General features: G+C 34.5%; 18 protein-coding genes and 5 tRNA genes. 4 read left to right on the top strand and 19 right to left on the bottom strand.

Features of this window, described 5'->3' with window-relative positions; all coding sequences use genetic code 11:
* Nucleotides 1-9: 9 nt before the first annotated feature.
* The 19 genes from rplK to ACEN2N_RS15080 all read right to left on the bottom strand — a co-directional run bounded on the left by rplK (nt 10) and on the right by ACEN2N_RS15080 (nt 11661).
* The gene (gene rplK, locus ACEN2N_RS15170) at nt 10-447 is read right to left on the bottom strand and encodes a 50S ribosomal protein L11 (protein WP_133688828.1); all 438 of its coding nucleotides are present in this window, start codon (nt 445-447) and stop codon (nt 10-12) included.
* A gap of 78 nt (nt 448-525) precedes the next feature.
* Nucleotides 526-1077: a transcription termination/antitermination protein NusG gene (nusG, locus tag ACEN2N_RS15165; RefSeq protein ID WP_133688827.1), complete on the bottom strand. Its 552-nt coding sequence runs from the start codon at nt 1075-1077 to the stop codon at nt 526-528.
* A gap of 8 nt (nt 1078-1085) precedes the next feature.
* Entirely contained in the window at nt 1086-1274 is a 189-nt protein-coding gene (secE, locus tag ACEN2N_RS15160; protein WP_133688826.1) for a preprotein translocase subunit SecE, read from the bottom strand.
* A gap of 57 nt (nt 1275-1331) precedes the next feature.
* A tRNA-Trp gene (locus tag ACEN2N_RS15155) sits at nt 1332-1404 on the bottom strand.
* Nucleotides 1405-1502: 98 nt separating this feature from the next.
* Nucleotides 1503-2690, bottom strand: coding sequence for an elongation factor Tu (gene tuf / locus ACEN2N_RS15150; RefSeq protein ID WP_441825110.1), 1188 nt, complete (start codon nt 2688-2690; stop codon nt 1503-1505).
* A 55-nt stretch (nt 2691-2745) separates the two neighbouring features.
* A tRNA-Thr gene (locus ACEN2N_RS15145) sits at nt 2746-2817 on the bottom strand.
* 72 nt (nt 2818-2889) lie between these two features.
* Nucleotides 2890-2962 (bottom strand) — tRNA-Gly (locus tag ACEN2N_RS15140).
* Nucleotides 2963-3009: 47 nt separating this feature from the next.
* Nucleotides 3010-3091: transfer RNA gene (locus ACEN2N_RS15135), tRNA-Tyr, on the bottom strand.
* Between the two features lie 27 nt (nt 3092-3118).
* Nucleotides 3119-3192 (bottom strand) — tRNA-Thr (locus tag ACEN2N_RS15130).
* A gap of 104 nt (nt 3193-3296) precedes the next feature.
* Complete coding sequence (gene hpf, locus ACEN2N_RS15125; protein WP_441825109.1) at nt 3297-3599, bottom strand: ribosome hibernation-promoting factor, HPF/YfiA family; 303 nt, start codon at nt 3597-3599, stop codon at nt 3297-3299.
* A 48-nt stretch (nt 3600-3647) separates the two neighbouring features.
* Entirely contained in the window at nt 3648-4538 is an 891-nt protein-coding gene (locus ACEN2N_RS15120) for a tyrosine-type recombinase/integrase (protein ID WP_441825108.1), read from the bottom strand.
* A 90-nt stretch (nt 4539-4628) separates the two neighbouring features.
* Nucleotides 4629-4823 (bottom strand): 30S ribosomal protein S21, encoded by a 195-nt coding sequence (gene rpsU / locus ACEN2N_RS15115; RefSeq protein WP_027067859.1) that lies wholly within the window; start codon nt 4821-4823, stop codon nt 4629-4631.
* A 100-nt stretch (nt 4824-4923) separates the two neighbouring features.
* Complete coding sequence (locus ACEN2N_RS15110; protein WP_441825107.1) at nt 4924-6093, bottom strand: acyl-CoA dehydrogenase family protein; 1170 nt, start codon at nt 6091-6093, stop codon at nt 4924-4926.
* A 10-nt stretch (nt 6094-6103) separates the two neighbouring features.
* Nucleotides 6104-6982, bottom strand: a complete 879-nt coding sequence (locus tag ACEN2N_RS15105; RefSeq protein ID WP_441825106.1) for a ComEA family DNA-binding protein — start codon at nt 6980-6982, stop codon at nt 6104-6106.
* Nucleotides 6983-6991: 9 nt separating this feature from the next.
* Entirely contained in the window at nt 6992-8680 is a 1689-nt protein-coding gene (locus tag ACEN2N_RS15100) for an alanine/glycine:cation symporter family protein (RefSeq protein ID WP_441825105.1), read from the bottom strand.
* Between the two features lie 88 nt (nt 8681-8768).
* Nucleotides 8769-9776, bottom strand: a complete 1008-nt coding sequence (locus tag ACEN2N_RS15095; RefSeq protein WP_441825104.1) for a potassium channel family protein — start codon at nt 9774-9776, stop codon at nt 8769-8771.
* A 3-nt stretch (nt 9777-9779) separates the two neighbouring features.
* Complete coding sequence (locus ACEN2N_RS15090; RefSeq protein WP_424001824.1) at nt 9780-10007, bottom strand: PspC domain-containing protein; 228 nt, start codon at nt 10005-10007, stop codon at nt 9780-9782.
* Nucleotides 10008-10018: 11 nt separating this feature from the next.
* Nucleotides 10019-11296 (bottom strand): DUF2851 family protein, encoded by a 1278-nt coding sequence (locus ACEN2N_RS15085; protein ID WP_441825103.1) that lies wholly within the window; start codon nt 11294-11296, stop codon nt 10019-10021.
* A 56-nt stretch (nt 11297-11352) separates the two neighbouring features.
* Nucleotides 11353-11661, bottom strand: a complete 309-nt coding sequence (locus ACEN2N_RS15080) for a rhodanese-like domain-containing protein (protein WP_441825102.1) — start codon at nt 11659-11661, stop codon at nt 11353-11355.
* A gap of 139 nt (nt 11662-11800) precedes the next feature.
* Here ACEN2N_RS15080 and ACEN2N_RS15075 point away from each other — a divergent pair, with 139 nt between their 5' ends.
* From ACEN2N_RS15075 to ACEN2N_RS15060, 4 genes are all read left to right on the top strand, one after another.
* On the top strand, nt 11801-12247 hold the full coding sequence (locus tag ACEN2N_RS15075) for a MarR family winged helix-turn-helix transcriptional regulator (protein WP_441825101.1): 447 nt from the start codon (nt 11801-11803) through the stop codon (nt 12245-12247).
* 9 nt (nt 12248-12256) lie between these two features.
* Nucleotides 12257-12889 carry an NAD(P)H-dependent oxidoreductase gene (locus ACEN2N_RS15070; protein ID WP_441825100.1) on the top strand — a complete coding sequence of 211 codons (633 nt, stop codon included), beginning with the start codon at nt 12257-12259 and terminating at the stop codon, nt 12887-12889.
* Between the two features lie 29 nt (nt 12890-12918).
* On the top strand, nt 12919-13500 hold the full coding sequence (locus ACEN2N_RS15065) for a YceI family protein (RefSeq protein ID WP_441825099.1): 582 nt from the start codon (nt 12919-12921) through the stop codon (nt 13498-13500).
* A 253-nt stretch (nt 13501-13753) separates the two neighbouring features.
* Complete coding sequence (locus ACEN2N_RS15060; RefSeq protein ID WP_441825098.1) at nt 13754-15151, top strand: anthranilate synthase component I family protein; 1398 nt, start codon at nt 13754-13756, stop codon at nt 15149-15151.
* Nucleotide 15152 lies beyond the last annotated feature (1 nt).

Raw genomic sequence — 15152 nt, 5'->3', positions numbered from 1 at the left:
TTTAAGATTTTAAAAAGGTTTCTTTCCTGCTACCTTCATACCCATAGAACGTGCAGTACCCGCTATCATACTCATAGCAGATTCTACTGTAAATGCGTTAAGGTCAACCATTTTATCTTCGGCTATTGCCTTGATTTGGTCCCAGGTAACACTACCTAATTTTACTCTGTTAGGTTCGCCAGATCCTTTTTTAATCTTAGCCGCTTCCAATAGCTGAATTGCCGCCGGTGGAGTTTTTACAACGAAGTCGAAAGACTTGTCTTTGTAAACGGTGATAACAACTGGTAATACTTTACCTGGTTTATCCTGTGTACGAGCATTAAACTGCTTACAGAATTCCATAATGTTAACACCAGCAGCTCCTAAGGCAGGTCCAACCGGTGGCGATGGATTCGCTGCACCTCCCTTAACTTGTAGTTTAACTACTTTACCTATTTCTTTTGCCATTGTTTAAAATTAAATTGAAAGTGTGTTTTCGGAAGCAACACTACTTTAATTATATGTATGTAACACTTATATTAATATTTATACCTTCTCTACTTGCATATAACTAAGCTCTAATGGTGTTTTTCTACCGAAAATTTTCACCATAACCTCAAGCTTACGTTTTTCTTCATTTATCTTCTCAACAGTACCATTGAAGCCATTAAAAGGACCATCAATTACTTTTACCGTTTCACCAAACACAAATGGGATAGCTACACTATCTGTATTCACAGCTAGTTCATCTACCTTACCAAGCATTCTGTTTACTTCATTTCTTCTTAATGGAACAGGATCACCTCCTTTTGTTTCCCCTAAAAACCCTATAACATTTGTTATAGATCTGATTATGTGAACCATCTCACCACCTAAATTGGCTTTTACCATAATATATCCAGGAAAATAAACTCTTTCTTTGTTTATTTTCTTTCCATTTCTGATTTGCACAACCTTCTCGGTAGGAACAAGAACATCTTCTAAATAGTCAGAGAAACCATGACGCTCTACTTCACTCTCAATGTATCCTTTGATTTTATTCTCTTGACCACTAACAGCTCTTACAACGTACCATTTTTTTTCTAATACTTCTGACATAGTCCTATTTAGTTTAAAACGTAGTTGAAATAAGATTTAATCACTTTACTAAAGACCGTATCTACACCCCAAGTAGCCAAAGCAAAAAGGATAGAAAACACAGCTACAATAACCATCAAGTTTGATGATTCTGCACGTGATGGAAGAGTAACACTATTCCTTAACTCTTCAACGGATTCTTTTATATATGTGAACATTTAAATTCTGTTTTACAATTTCAACAAATAGGATATCTCACCCAAATTCTATTGCTGCACGGGAGGAGAGACTCGAACTCCCGACACCTGGTTTTGGAGACCAGTGCTCTACCAACTGAGCTACACCCGTATGAACGATGAACTTAATCACCTATTCTATTATTTGCATGTAAAGGTGTCCCGCTTGAGCAGGACACCCTTATACACAATACTCTATTTAGATTAAAATTAATCTATGATCTTAGTCACCTGACCAGCACCTACTGTTCTACCACCTTCACGGATAGCGAAACGTAGACCTATGCTTAATGCGATTGGCTGAATCAATTCAACTGTAATTGTAAGGTTATCACCAGGCATAACCATTTCAACTCCTGCAGGAAGTGCAATGTTACCTGTTACGTCAGTTGTTCTTACATAAAACTGTGGACGATAGTTATTATGGAATGGAGTGTGACGACCACCTTCTTCTTTTTTCAAAACATAAACCTCAGCTTCAAATTTAGCATGTGGCTTAACAGAACCTGGCTTACAGATTACCATTCCACGACTAATTTGAGACTTTTCAATACCTCTTAATAAGATACCAACATTATCTCCAGCTTCACCTCTATTTAAGATCTTACGGAACATCTCAACTCCTGTAACAGTAGAAGTTAATTTTACAGCACCCATACCAATAATCTCAACAGGATCACCAGTGTTAGCAATACCAGTTTCTATACGACCAGTTGCAACAGTACCACGACCAGTAATTGTAAATACATCTTCAACAGGCATCAAGAAAGGCTTATCAACATCTCTTGGAGGTAATTCGATCCAGCTATCAACAGCTTCCATCAATTCCATTACTGTATCAACCCACTTTTGCTCACCGTTCAATGCACCTAATGCAGATCCAGCGATTACAGGTCCATTATCACCATCATACTCATAGAAAGAAAGTAATTCTCTTACTTCCATCTCAACAAGCTCGATTAATTCCTCATCATCAACCATATCCACTTTATTCATGAATACAACCATTCTAGGAATTCCAACCTGACGACCTAAAAGGATATGCTCACGTGTTTGTGGCATAGGACCATCTGTAGCAGCAACAACCAATATAGCACCATCCATTTGAGCAGCACCAGTAACCATGTTCTTTACGTAATCCGCGTGACCAGGACAGTCAACATGAGCGTAATGACGATTAGCTGTAGAGTACTCTACGTGTGAAGTGTTAATAGTAATACCTCTTTCTTTTTCCTCAGGAGCGTTATCGATAGAATCGAAACTTCTCATTTCAGAAAGACCTGCGTTTGCCAAAACAGTTGTAATAGCAGCAGTTAATGTAGTTTTACCGTGATCCACGTGTCCAATAGTACCTATATTTAAGTGCGGTTTGGAACGATCGAAAGTTTCCTTTGCCATGTTTAATGAATTTTATTCTTAGTTTATATTAGTGTACAAATTTATACCTTAAATGAGCCAATGACGAGAATTGAACTCGTGACCTCTTCCTTACCAAGGAAACGCTCTACCCCTGAGCTACACCGGCGTAAAGTGTCGAACCCACCCTTTAAGGCAGATTCCTGCCTTCGCAGGAATGACATTACTGTCAAATTTATAGAGCGGGAGACCGGGTTCGAACCGGCGACATTCAGCTTGGAAGGCTGACGCTCTACCAACTGAGCTACTCCCGCTTATAATATTACAATATTTCAATAATTTTCTTTGGATAAAAGTTTTGTGGGGAGAGCAGGATTCGAACCTGCGAAGACGTAGTCAGCAGATTTACAGTCTGCCCTCGTTGGCCGCTTGAGTATCTCCCCTCAAACTAATATTTTAAAGAACTTAAGAGCCGATGGAGGGACTCGAACCCACGACCTGCTGATTACAAATCAGCTGCTCTAGCCAGCTGAGCTACATCGGCTTGTTTTACAACTTTTATCGTCATAAAAAAGCCCGCTATTTCTAACGGACTGCAAATGTATACTAGTTTTTTGTTTATTCAAAATAAATTTTGAAAAATTTTTATCACGCTTGAAATCTTATTTTCTCTTTTTGTTTTATTAGCCTACGTTCCAGCGAACTACAGGCAGAGTCTACAGCCTCTTCAAATGATTTACATTGTTTTTTTACGACAAATTTATCTTTGGGAATCGTAATTTTAATCTCCACTATTTTATTCTCTTTAGAACTTGTATTCTCCACTTTCATATAAACATCAGAGCTAATTACCTTAGAATAAAAGGTTTCCACCTTATCCAGTCTGTTTTGCAGAAAATTAATCAACTTACTGTCTGCATTAAAATTTACCGATTGCGTATTTACTTTCATAGTCAGAAAATTTATGGCCTACTAAAAATCAGCCTGATTATACAAAATTTATTTACCACCTCTCGGATGTGCCTTTGCATGAACTTTCTTTAACTCAGCTATACTATTATGCGTGTACACCTGGGTAGAAGCCAAACTAGAATGACCTAATAACTCTTTCACAGCATTCAAATCTGCACCCTTATTCAAAAGATGCGTTGCAAAGGTGTGCCTTAGAATATGCGGACTCATCTTTACCTTCGAGGAAACCTCTCTAAAATACTTTTTTATTAATCTATAAACAAGTGTTTCATACATTTTATTGCCCGATTTCGTCAAGAACATTATTCTTTCGTCAACTAACTCATTTAACTCATCTCGCCTAACAAGATACCCTTTAAATTTATCTTTTGTTTCTGCTAGCATCGGTAATATTCGCTCTTTATTACGTTTACCTAAAACCTTAATGGTCATTATTTCAAAATCAACATCGGCTACTTTCAATGCTATAATCTCTGCCCTGCGCATACCTGTTACATACAATACATGTATTAACAACTCATCTCTAACACCCTCAAAGTCATCGGCATATTCTATTTGCGTTAATACATTTTCCATTTCGGACTCTGAAAAAGGAATTTCAACTTTCTTAGCCGTTTTTAATGCTTTATGCTTGTTTAGGGGATTAATATCTGTTTGTCCTATTTTTTGGAGAAATTTATAATATGCCTTTAATGATGCAATTTTTCTATTGATAGATCGATTATTGATTTTTCTTTCAGATAATTCTACAATCCAAAAACGAACGATATTATACGCTATGGTGTCTATGTTCTCTATTTCATAATTAGACCTACAAAACACGCTAAATTCAGAAATATCCTTTTCATAAGCATTGGTTGTATGCGCTGAATATTTTTTTTCTAAGGCGAGATATGATATAAATTCTGCTAAATACATAATTTAAAGGTATTAAAGTTTTAAGTCTGTTGAAATTTGAGCAAAAAAAATCCCGCAAATTGCGGGATTTTCTATTTTCTAGTACAAAGCCTAAATTTCTTCTTGATCTCTTAGACCTTGAATATATTCTGCTTTTTGTATTTGTGCTCTACGAACAACTGATGGCTTATTGAACTGTTGACGCTTACGTAACTGTCTCATTGTACCTGTCTTATCGAACTTACGTTTGAAACGCTTTAAAGCTCTATCGATGTTTTCTCCTTCTTTTACTGGTATTATTAACATGGGCTAAACCTCCTCTCTTTTGTGATTAAGGCTGCAAATATAACAACTATATTGAAACAGACAACCTTTAAACTGATTTTTAAAATTTTAATTTAGACAACTATACTGTAGCGGGCTTATATTCTTTCTTATCGATAATTATTTTAGAAATAATCTCTCTTAATATTTCTGATGTTCCACCACCTATAGGTCCTAATCTACTATCTCTAAAATTACGTGCCATTGGGTAATCTTCAATATAACCATAACCACCTAAAAACTGCAAACATTCGTAAGCGACCTCATCAGCCACTTTGGTAGATTTTAATTTAGATATTGTCGCTTCTTTGACTACATATTGCCCCTTATCAAGTCTATAGGCAACAGAATAATTATATTCTTTACACATATCTATATCGGCATGTAGATCTACTACCCTATGTCGTAAAGCTTGAAATTGGTTAATAGATTTACCGAAAGCTTCTCTTTCTGACATGTAATTTAAAGCATAGTCTAAAGCATGTTCTGAACGCGCATGAGCGTTAACACCCATTATTAATCTCTCTAAAGCAAAATGCTCCATTATATATGAAAAGCCCATATTTTCAACACCCATAAGGTTCTCTACAGGTATTTTGACATTATCGAAGGCTAATTCTGCAGTATCTGAAGCTCGCCAACCTAATTTATTCAATTTGTTAGCCGTTACCCCTACACTGTGGCGATCTACAGCAAAAATACTGATGCCCTTATGCCCTAATTCAGGATTTGTTTTTGCCGCTACGATCATATAATCGGCATACACCCCATTGGTAATAAAAGTTTTAGATCCGTTCAATATATAATGATCACCTTGCCTTATTGCAGTTGTTCTCATTGCAGCTACATCACTACCCCCAAAAGGTTCAGATATACAAAGACACCCGATTTTGTCACCATCTACACTAGGGCGTAAATATTTTTCCTTTAAAAAAGAATCTGCTTCTTTATTTAAGTGAGTCATCGCCAAATATGCGTGAGCCCACATTGCAGCAGCAAATCCGCTAGAATTTACTTTTTGTAATTCTTCTAAAAAGATAATTGTATAAAAAAGATCAAGCCCAAGACCACCATCTTCTTCAGGAGTTGCCAGACCAAAATAGCCCATATCACCAAATTTCTTCCAAATGAACCTTTCTATGGTTCCAGTTTCTTCCCATTTATCGATATGAGGAACAACTTCTTTCTGTAAAAAATCTTTTAGGCTGGCCCTAAATAATTGATGTTCTTCGGTGAAGTACATACTTTGCATAGCGTTTTTTTTATAACGACAAATATAAAATAATTCTATCAATTCGTTCTGAAGGAAATTCTTCTATTTTTAATAATTCGTTCAAAGATTTAATACTTCCGTTGAGATTACGATAATTTACTATGCCCTGAGCTACCGGTTTTTGAAGATATATCAATTTAGCCAGTTCTTCCACTGTTGCCGTATTTACATTTATTTTGGTAATATTTGGCTTGCTTATTACCTTAAATTCCTTCAATGCTTTATTTACAACTTCTTTCTCTAGACCATAAACATCAAATAACTGATTGTCAATTAAAAAGCCGCCTAAGCGGTCTCTAAATTTTATAATTCTTGCCGACAATTTGACCCCTATACCATTAATTCGCTGTAACTCTTCTGCAGTAGCTGTATTTAAATCTTTATAAACGACTTTTTTATCGAGAGGTTTACTTGTGTACGTATTCTTATATTCAGGTCTCTTACGGTTCGTATTTTGAGTCCATTCTGGAAATTTAAAGTACTTAGAAATACCGCTCAATAAAGAATCTGAGACTTTTGTCACATTTTGAAATTCTTCTGCTGAATTTACAAACGCATCTTTTTTTCTAAAATCATGTAACCGATCAATTTCATCAACCGACATACCTAGTGTATACCCTTTAAAATCGTTAATGTAATTCGGATTGAAGGGATATACCTTTACCGAATCTTTCTTAGAAGCTATTGTTTTTAATGAATCAATTTTAGACTGTATAGCTTTTTCTAAAACCAAAGGATATGATTGATGAACAGAATTGGACTGATATAAATAATACCCCAATTGAATAATAATCAAGAAAAATAACAAAAAGAAAATCCCACTTCGTTCTTGTTTGTTGAACTTGAAGTGGGATTTAAATAAATTCATGCTAAAAACTTAATCTTCTATAGCATCATACTTTAGCTTAATGGCATCTAAGTATCTGTTCAATTGCTTTTTCACTACAGGGAATAAAAAGAATAGACCTACCATATTTGGGAATACCATTGCGAATATCATTGCATCAGAGAAATCCCAAATAGATTTCATACTTGCCGCAGCACCGATAACGATGAATGTACAGAACAATAATTTATAAACAATATCAGCCGTTCTACCACGCCCGAATAAATATTTCCAAGATTGTAATCCGTAATAAGACCATGATATCATTGTTGACACAGCAAATAATACCACTGCGATAGTTAAAAATACATTTGAATAAGGAATATATTCAGCAAATGCTACAGCAGTAATACCTGCACCTTCATAAGCAACACCGTCAATTAAAACTGAACCGGTACCATCGCCACCATAAGTAAAAGCACCACCAAAGTTAAAGATGATAATAACGATTGCAGTCATTGAACATATAACTACCGTATCTATAAATGGTTCTAACAATGCCACTAAACCTTCTGAAGCGGAATATTTAGTTCTAACAGCTGAATGCGCAATGGATGCGGAACCTGCACCTGCTTCATTTGAAAATGCAGCTCTTTTAAATCCTACCAATAACACACCTATAAGACTACCTACACCTATTGCAGTTGGCTTAAATGCCTCATCTACGATTAAAGCTATGGCATCATCTACTAATGCATAATTACTTATTATGATGTACAAGCAAGCAACAACATACATAACAGCCATAAATGGAACCACTTTTTCTGTTACTTGAGCAATACGTTTAATACCGCCAATTATAATTACACCGACTAGAATTGCCAAAACAAGACCAACTATTGCACCTGCCGCGGTACTCTGCCAATTAAAAAGCTCTTTTATAACTATGGTAGCTTGATTAGACTGTGCAGCGTTACCACCACCAAAAGAACCTCCGATACAGAAAATTGCAAAAATTACAGCAGCAACTTTACCTAAATTCTTGAAACCTCGTTCTTTTAATCCTTTACTTATGTAATACATAGGCCCACCATAAACAGTACCATCTTCGCCTACATCTCTATACTGAACACCAAGTGTACATTCAACAAATTTTGTTGACATACCTAAAAGTCCACAAATAATCATCCAAAACGTTGCACCAGGACCACCTAGCGCTATTGCCAATGCAACACCCGCTATGTTACCATTACCTACTGTACCAGAAACTGCAGTTGCCAAGGCTTGAAAATGACTTACCTCACCATCAGTACTCTCATCTCTAATCGTGTCAATTATATCACCATCGACAGCAAGATCATTTTCTAAACTTACAAGATGATCCTCAATATCTACATTGGTTAAATCTTGACCTTGAGCAATACCATCCTCTCCATATAATTCTTTTGCACCATGCTTTTCAATATCCTCGTATTTTCCACGTACTGTATTTATTGCCTTACCGAAAAATCGAATATTCGGAAAGCCAAAATATAACGTAAAAAACAGCGCACTACCCACCAATAAAACTAATACGAAAGGAATATCTGGATCATGCCAGATATTAAAAAATATCACCGCCGAGAAGAAATCTGAAATTGGCTTAAAGGCTTGATCAATTTGTTGATCCAATCCTTGTTCTTGAGAAAAAATTAAAATAGGAATTAAAAAAGTAAACAGAGTTAGAAGTTTAGACTTCATAAGTTAAAATTTATTTTGAATTAGTCAGTTAGTCTAGCAATATCCTAAAAATAATGGATGCAATCAAATATAAACGGTAGAAAGATTATTATTCTATATTGAACATTTCATTCAATTTCTTTATTTGCTCTGGTCTACCTAAAACAATGACCTTACTTTTAGGCTGAAGTTTCATGTCTGCTTCCGGATTTATTATATAATCACCATCTGGAGAAATGTATCCTATTATTGTACATCCTGTTTTTCTACGTAAATCTAAATCCCTCAACGAATTACAATCTATCTGATTAGCAAAATCTTCAATGGCCACTTCTTCTAAATTAGTCGTATGTTCACCCTCCATAGAAAGCTTATCCATAAAAGTTATAAGATCTGGCATAACTACCAATGAAGCCATATGATCGCCACCAATTTTATCTGGCATAATTACCTTATCGGCACCAGCCAAGAATAGTTTCTTTTGTGAATTGACCAAAGATGCACGACTGATAATAAAAAGACCCTTTTTTAATTGTCGCGCCGAAAGCACCACAAATAAGTTGGCAGCATCATCTGGCAATGTAGCTATTAAATATTGTGCCCGCTCAATACCAGCTTCTAACAAAACATCGTCATCATTGGCATCGCCTTCAATAAAAAGAATATCTTCTTCATATCTTTCTATCACCTCTTTATCTTTCTCAATAACGACAAAAGGTCGCTTATAAGCTTTTAGCCGCTCTGCCGCTTGCATACCGTTTCGACCAAAGCCGCAAACGATTACATGCTGATTTAAATTTGCGATGGCATTCTTCATTTTCTTCTTTTTTAGCAGTTCTACTGAATTTCTGGAGAGTAGGTATTCGGTAACTATCGATATAGCGAAACCAACAATAAATACACTTGTAATAATAAGAATTATGGTAAATATCTTACCTTCTGGCCCCATTGGCCTTACTTCTGAGAAGCCTACAGTGGTGACCGTTATTATAGTCATATATAGTGCATCGACCCAGGAGTAGTCGGCAACAAATCTGTATCCTAGTACACCAAAAGCCAAAACCATTAGCATTAAGGTTAATGCCAAATAAATTTTAGACCGAAATAATTGCATCATATTTTATAAGTCAAAAACAGAATTTCGTTTTGTATAAATCAAATCTTTAATTCTTAACCAAAAGGCTAAAAATAAATACAAAGCAAACCCAAAACCAACAGTTACAAATGTGAGATAAATGAAAGAGGTTCTAACTACCCTTGCCCTTATACCCAAACGCTCGGCAATTCTGCCACACACCTCAAATCCTCTTTTCTGAAAATAATGTAGTGTTGTATAGAATATGTTCATGGGTGATAAAATTAGACTTTTAAATTCATTAAAGATGCCCCTACAGCACAATCTAAACATTTGTCTTTTTTACAGTAATTATTATATAACTGCAAATAGGTTTGAGAATCTTTGGCATTATCTATAGGCGCCCCTAGTTTTTCAAAGTTAGCTATTATACTGTTTTCTTCCTTTTTTACTACAGACATCATTTTAAATAATGTTTCATAATCAACATTGCCCTTATAACGTTGATATGAAAATTTCAAAGGAAGGATTGTATTAATCAGTAGTAAGTTCAAAAACGAATCGGTCAATCTCTTTTTGCTCTTTTTTGAAATCTTCCCAAAATTAAAATGTGTATCCCAATAAACTGCCGTTTCTACATTTAATATTTCAGAAAAGTTGGGTGTTTCATTTTCGATTAACTCATGAAACAAATTATTATTTTGGGCATATATAGCGCTTAATTGCGCTAGACGTATCGTTGGAAAATTTGGAGGTCTAAGTCTGAAAAATTCTGGAGATTTAAAAACGGAAAACAAAGTAAACTTGTGCTTTAAAAAAGAATACTCTCTTATAAGGTCTTTATAATACCCATCTTCGTCATAAACATTGTTTAATAAATTTGCCTGCCCAAATAGCAAACTTGCCAGTTCTAAAGGCTTTTGGTGTAGTTTTCTAATTATAGAAAAGTCAATAGATTTTCCAATTTCAACGAAGACCTCACCATTGATTTTAGAACCAAAAGTCTTTAATAACATTAAAAACAAAACCTGTTCCCAATTATTATTAGTCTGTTCTAGCAACTGGCTTACAAAAATAGATTTCTGCTCTAAACGCTCAATAAATAAGCGATCTAACCAATTATTTTTAGTAAATGGATCTACACCATTAAATTCTCTTTCACAATTTATGAACTTGTAATTTTTACTATCAAAAAGTTGTTGATAGGTTTCTAGCATGTTCAAGGGTATGTAATTTTGAAGTGACAGCGTTGAAATTTCACTACCATCTTTTCTAAAGACAGATACATCATCTTCCCAAACAACATGTAATATTACATTGTCATAATTAGAATCTTCTTGGTGATTATGAGCATACCAATCTGAAGATTTTATATGAATCTCTACATTACCTGCCCATAATTGACCATTGAGCTCTACTTGTGCATTAAAGAAATCTGGACCACTTAAATGATTATGGGCACCTGTAGCTAAAACACGTACCGACTCACCCATTGTAGAAATGAGTCCGTTAATGGGATACTTTTTAAACTTCCATATAAAATGAAGCAAATCTTCCTTCATTTTATAAAAATAAAAAACCCACCGTTAAGCGGGTCTATTTTCTGAAAGAAATAAAATTATTCGGTTTCTCCTTCCCAGTTCATAAATCCACCTTGAAGGTTAAAAGCTTTGTCAAAACCTAAACTATTCATTATTGCGCAAGCTTGTCCGCTTCTATTGCCAGACCTGCAGTACACATAATAATTTTTTGTTTTGTCCAATTTTTCAAGCTCGGCAACGAACTCTTGTCCTTTGTAAATATCAATATTTATAGAATTCGGAATTATACCTTCTTCTATTTCTTCTTCTGTTCTTACATCGAGAATTACTGCATTAGTATCTTTCTCTAATTGCGCCTCCCAATCTTGTTGTGATAAATCTGCCATAGTATAAATTATATACCGTAAAAATAATCGATTTTTCTTTATCTAAATCTCATACATAGTTTTAACAAAAATTTAATCTTCCAACTATGTAAAAAATAAATAATAAAATTACATTTGTATATACAATTATTGTATCGACATGAATGTAGAAGAAGTTATACAAACAAACCAGACGATGCCGTTAGAAAAACGGACACTTATTCATATGGCTTTGGTTGCAAACAAAATTGAAGAGGAGATAGCTACGGTGCTGAAACCTTTTGATGTCTCTATTCAACAATTTAATGTTTTAAGAATTTTAAGAGGGCAAAACGGCAAACCTGCTAATCTTTCTACTATTAATGAGCGAATGGTTACCAAAATGAGTAATACGACGCGTTTGGTCGATAAATTAATTTTAAAAGATTTTGTCAATAGAACTATATGTTTAAAAAACAGAAGAAAGGTTGAAATAGTTATCACCGAAGGTGGCTTGAATGCGCTGAATAAAATTGATGGAATACTTTTTGAAGCAGAGAAAAGAATACTTGAAAACTTTGCCGAAACCGAATTGCATAAACTCAATGAATTATTAAATAAATTTTAATTAAAAGTAATGGATAAAGTTTTAGATAAATTAAACTGGCGTTATGCCACAAAAAAATTCGACAGCTCTAAAAAAGTGAGCAAAGAGAATTTAGAGACATTATTAGACGCTGCTAACTTAACAGCTTCTTCATATGGTTTACAACCTTATGAAATTTATGTTATTGAAGATGCCGATACAAAATTAAAATTAAGAGCTGCTTCATATGACCAATCTCAAATTACAGATTCATCATATGTTATAGTTTTAGCCAATAAACCTACTTTCGATGATACCTTGATCGATGATTACATTGCCAACATCATGAAAATCAGAGAAATCTCTAAAGAAAATATTGAGGGTTTTTCGCAAACTATGAAGTCTAGTCTTTTAGGTCTGCCTGATGCTCACAAAAACACTTGGACATCTAACCAAGCTTACATCGTTTTAGGAAATTTAATGACTATTGCCGCTGAAATGGAAATTGACACCTGCCCTATGGAGGGTTTTGACAAAGCAAAGTACAATGAAATTTTGGGTCTTACCGACAAAGGTTTAAATGCTGCCGTAGTTTTAGCTGTGGGTTATAGATCTGCTGAAGATGATACCCAAAATTACCCTAAGGTTAGATATTCTAAAGAACAAATTATTACACATATATAAATTAAACACAATCATTTAAAATTAGAAACATGAAAAAATCATTATTAAGTTTAGCATTCGTAGCTGTTTTCGGATTTAGCGCTACAGCCTCTACACCAATTGATGGAGAGAAAAAAGAAATTAAGGTTAGCGAGAGCACTGTTACTTGGAAAGGTTACAAGGTTACCGGATCTCATGATGGTAGCATTAATCTTAAATCTGGGCATCTTGAAATGAACGGTAAAAAATTAACCGGTGGTGAATTTGTAATTGATATGACCTCAATTACTTGTACTGACTTAGAAGCAGGACAAGGAAAAGAAAAATTAGAAGGTCATTTGCAATCGGCTGATTTCTTTGGCGTAGAAAGTAACCCAACTTCTAAATTAGTGTTTACATCTGTTAAAGCAATGAATGACAAATCTTACACTGTAACTGGAGATTTAACTATAAAAGGTATTACCAAACCTGTAACTTTAGTAGTATCTATGTTTGAAAATAAAGCTACCGCTACTATGAAAGTTGATAGAACTAAATTTGATATTAAATATGGTTCAGGAAGCTTTTTTGATGATTTAGGAGACAAAGCTATCTATGATGATTTTGATTTAGTAGTAGACTTAGCATTATAAGCTTTTCTAAAAAAATCGAATTACAACAATTTAAAATCCCTTTGATAAATTTCAAAGGGATTTTTATTTTTGACTAGGTAAAGTTTGATAGTTTAAAATTCCTCTTTATATTTGATGCTCAATGAAAAATTTAATAGCAAATACTTGGTGGTGGAACAACTTACGAAAAACATCGTGAGCAAAGCATCATTGTAGTAAAACTATATAAAGGCTTGTCATCACGACAAGCCTTCTTTATTTTATAAATGTACCTATGACCTATCAATTTAAGACATATCATATAATAATTCTTGCCGACACCATGACGCCGGTAAGTGTTTATTTGAAAATAAGAGACCGGTTCCCTAATAGTATTTTATTAGAGAGTAGTGACTATCACGCCAATAATAATAGCTTTTCATACATCTGCTGCAACCCTATTGCATCTATTAAAGTAGAAAATGAAATTATTACAAAGCAGTTTCCTGATGGCACCATTGAAGAGACTCAAATTACTACAGATACTAACGTTGTTGCTGTTATTGATACGTTCAGTAAAACATTCAAGGCAGATACTAACGACTTTAAATTTATAAATAATGGCCTGTTCGGTTATATGGCTTATGATGCCGTTCGTTATTTCGAAGATGTAGCTATATCTATTAAAGATGACTCAGTTCATATTCCAGAAATTTACTATGCCGTATATCAAAATATTATTGCCATAAACCATTATAAGAACGAAGCTTATCTTTTTGCGCATTGTTATAACACTGAGAATAATATTCCTGAATTGGAACAACTGCTAAGTATTAGAAATTTTGCCACGTATAATTTTAAAATAGAAGGGGAAAGAGAATCTAATTTAGAAGATGAAGAATATAGAAAACAGGTTGATTTAGCTAAAAAGCATTGTCAACGTGGCGATGTTTTTCAATTGGTGTTAAGCCGTCGTTTTTCTCAAGGTTTCAAAGGGGATGAATTTAATGTGTATAGAGCTTTACGCTCAATTAATCCCTCTCCATATTTATTCTATTTCGATTACGGAGATTTTAAAATATTCGGTAGTTCGCCCGAAGCACAATTGATTGTTAGCGAAGGTAAAGCTGAAATTCACCCTATAGCAGGTACTTTTAAAAGAACTGGTAATGATGAACAAGATGCGCAACTTGCTAAAGAATTAAAGACCGACGATAAAGAAAATAGTGAGCACGTAATGCTAGTAGATCTTGCGCGTAACGACCTTAGTAGAAATGGTAGTGTGGTACAGGTCGAAAATTATAGAGAAGTACAGTTTTTCTCTCACGTTATTCATTTGGTTTCAAAGGTTACCGGAATGAAGAAAAACGATATTCCTACTATGAAGGTAGTAGCTGACACTTTTCCTGCTGGTACATTAAGTGGCGCGCCGAAACACATGGCCATGCAACTTATTGAGAAATATGAAAAAACAAGTCGTGGGTATTATGGTGGTGCTATCGGTTTTATGGATTTCTCAGGAAACTTCAACCATGCCATTATGATCAGAACTTTTTTAAGTAAAAATCATAAACTGCATTATCAGGCTGGCGCCGGCTTGGTCGCTGCATCAAACCCAGAAAACGAACTACAAGAAACATATAATAAACTAGGCGCTTTGACCAAGGCATTAGAAATAGCTGAAGACATTTAAG

This window comes from Maribacter spongiicola (assembly GCF_052119685.1).
GTDB lineage: Bacteria > Bacteroidota > Bacteroidia > Flavobacteriales > Flavobacteriaceae > Maribacter > Maribacter spongiicola_A.
The sequence above is the reverse complement of the archived record's forward strand: the minus strand, read 5'-3'. Positions and strand labels throughout refer to the sequence as shown.

What these genes read in the sequence shown, in the direction of transcription:
- rplK (WP_133688828.1), bottom strand. Translation starts at nt 447, where the DNA reads ATGGCAAAAGAAATAGGTAAAGTAGTTAAACTACAAGTTAAGGGAGGT.
- nusG (WP_133688827.1), bottom strand. Translation starts at nt 1,077, where the DNA reads ATGTCAGAAGTATTAGAAAAAAAATGGTACGTTGTAAGAGCTGTTAGT.
- secE (WP_133688826.1), bottom strand. Translation starts at nt 1,274, where the DNA reads ATGTTCACATATATAAAAGAATCCGTTGAAGAGTTAAGGAATAGTGTT.
- tuf (WP_441825110.1), bottom strand. Translation starts at nt 2,690, where the DNA reads ATGGCAAAGGAAACTTTCGATCGTTCCAAACCGCACTTAAATATAGGT.
- hpf (WP_441825109.1), bottom strand. Translation starts at nt 3,599, where the DNA reads ATGAAAGTAAATACGCAATCGGTAAATTTTAATGCAGACAGTAAGTTG.
- ACEN2N_RS15120 (WP_441825108.1), bottom strand. Translation starts at nt 4,538, where the DNA reads ATGTATTTAGCAGAATTTATATCATATCTCGCCTTAGAAAAAAAATAT.
- rpsU (WP_027067859.1), bottom strand. Translation starts at nt 4,823, where the DNA reads ATGTTAATAATACCAGTAAAAGAAGGAGAAAACATCGATAGAGCTTTA.
- ACEN2N_RS15110 (WP_441825107.1), bottom strand. Translation starts at nt 6,093, where the DNA reads ATGCAAAGTATGTACTTCACCGAAGAACATCAATTATTTAGGGCCAGC.
- ACEN2N_RS15105 (WP_441825106.1), bottom strand. Translation starts at nt 6,982, where the DNA reads ATGAATTTATTTAAATCCCACTTCAAGTTCAACAAACAAGAACGAAGT.
- ACEN2N_RS15100 (WP_441825105.1), bottom strand. Translation starts at nt 8,680, where the DNA reads ATGAAGTCTAAACTTCTAACTCTGTTTACTTTTTTAATTCCTATTTTA.
- ACEN2N_RS15095 (WP_441825104.1), bottom strand. Translation starts at nt 9,776, where the DNA reads ATGATGCAATTATTTCGGTCTAAAATTTATTTGGCATTAACCTTAATG.
- ACEN2N_RS15090 (WP_424001824.1), bottom strand. Translation starts at nt 10,007, where the DNA reads ATGAACATATTCTATACAACACTACATTATTTTCAGAAAAGAGGATTT.
- ACEN2N_RS15085 (WP_441825103.1), bottom strand. Translation starts at nt 11,296, where the DNA reads ATGAAGGAAGATTTGCTTCATTTTATATGGAAGTTTAAAAAGTATCCC.
- ACEN2N_RS15080 (WP_441825102.1), bottom strand. Translation starts at nt 11,661, where the DNA reads ATGGCAGATTTATCACAACAAGATTGGGAGGCGCAATTAGAGAAAGAT.
- ACEN2N_RS15075 (WP_441825101.1), top strand. Translation starts at nt 11,801, where the DNA reads ATGAATGTAGAAGAAGTTATACAAACAAACCAGACGATGCCGTTAGAA.
- ACEN2N_RS15070 (WP_441825100.1), top strand. Translation starts at nt 12,257, where the DNA reads ATGGATAAAGTTTTAGATAAATTAAACTGGCGTTATGCCACAAAAAAA.
- ACEN2N_RS15065 (WP_441825099.1), top strand. Translation starts at nt 12,919, where the DNA reads ATGAAAAAATCATTATTAAGTTTAGCATTCGTAGCTGTTTTCGGATTT.
- ACEN2N_RS15060 (WP_441825098.1), top strand. Translation starts at nt 13,754, where the DNA reads ATGACCTATCAATTTAAGACATATCATATAATAATTCTTGCCGACACC.